1 protein-coding gene is annotated in these 1612 nt (G+C 39.5%); it reads left to right on the plus strand.

The window, feature by feature from the left end; genetic code table 11:
- Positions 1–1612: BppU family phage baseplate upper protein (locus RV04_RS12845; protein ID WP_071858848.1), on the plus strand; the 1612-nt coding region annotated here is incomplete at both ends.

The following is a 1612-nucleotide window of genomic DNA, read 5'->3' on the forward strand; positions in this document are numbered from 1 at the left end:
GTAATGTTTAAAACAAAAGAAGAAATCATCATTATTCAAGCTGAAGCTAAAGAGCCAATCGCGACGAGAGCTGTTTTTTGGTCACATGACAAAGGAACGGCAAAAATGTTGTTTAAATTGCGGAAGGACGGGACAAGTCAATCATTAGCAGAAGGAACGATAGTTCCAGTATTACTGAAGTTTAATTCTGAAACTGCAGAAGACGGAATCGGTCGTCACATTTATCATGCGGTCATCGAAGATGCAGTAAATGGTATCGTATCGATTGTTTTAGAAAACAACATTCTGGGTTATCAAGGTCGCGTAGAGGGTTCAATCTATATTGAACTGCCAGACTCTCGCTCACTTGATACAGCCGGACGATTCACTTTTCATATCAAACGCAGTCCAATTGATGAAGACGTTCCAGAACTTGAAGACTACTACTGGCAAGGTTTCAGCGAGATCATGGAACAATATCACGAGTCAATTGCTGAAATTAAATTAGAAGCAAAAGCGTTACTTGATAGTCTAACTGCAGACGTTACTACAGCTAAAACTAAAGTCACACAGTTAGAACAAAGTATTACAACTGCTAACACGAATTTGAATGCTCGTATCGATGAAATCAGTAAAAAGATTGACGACAACGACGTATTCACGAAAGCTGAAAGCTCTGCTAACGTGATCGATCAGATAACTGGTGCTGAGAGTGCTGAATTGTCGGCAACGTGTGATTTTGTTGGGAAAATCGCTGACAGTGTAGTTGAAAATCCTAATTTTGCTCATTATGGTATAACGAATGGTAAACCAACCACTCTTGTTGTTGGGAATAAAGAGGCGACAACTAACTACGCTAAACTTGCTTCGGTTGATGGCGATTTGCGTGACGGAATTAACCAAGGAGTGAATGGAGTAAGATATGAGCGACTGTCGTATAACATCTTACACTATGCAAAAAAAATGTTAGGCGAACAATTTTTTGTTGAACGTGGCGCTAACGATATTGCTTCTCAAGTGGAAGTTCTTAAAACACTTGATATCAAAGGTATTAATAGAGTTTGGGGGTTTGGATCGAGTGCTGGTGGTAACAAGTTGATAACAAAAATTTACAGTAGCACTGGTTGGACAAATGAAGTAAGTTCAACATCAAATGCTGTCGATGAGTTATCTCAAAATATCACTAACGATGACATGAAAACTCTGATTCAAAGCGACGGTTTTATCTATGTATTCATTTATACTGAGCCTTCTGACGGAATAACGGGTTCAAGGTTGGTATTAGATTGCGGAATGTTTGATTTGAAAATCAAAGTATCAGCAAACGATTACATCAAGTCAATGATCGCGCAAAATCACGTAACTAATTTAGCGACAGCAGACGAAGCTAAAGCTGGAACAAACACAACTAAAACGATGGCGCCAGCTACGACTGCTCAGTTGATTGATTATCGTGCAGTCACACTAGCAAGTAACCAAACAATCGGCGGGATCAAGAATTTTAAAGATGGGTTAATGGTGGCTGACACATCTGTAGTAGTTGATCGATACATTGAAAAAACTGTAGTCACAACTAACACGACTGATTTCACCGCTGAAAGCACTGTTATTTTTCAGCGTTGGGGTCGAATGG

Origin of the sequence: Enterococcus hermanniensis, from assembly GCF_001885945.1 — a bacterium.
GTDB lineage: Bacteria > Bacillota > Bacilli > Lactobacillales > Enterococcaceae > Enterococcus_A > Enterococcus_A hermanniensis.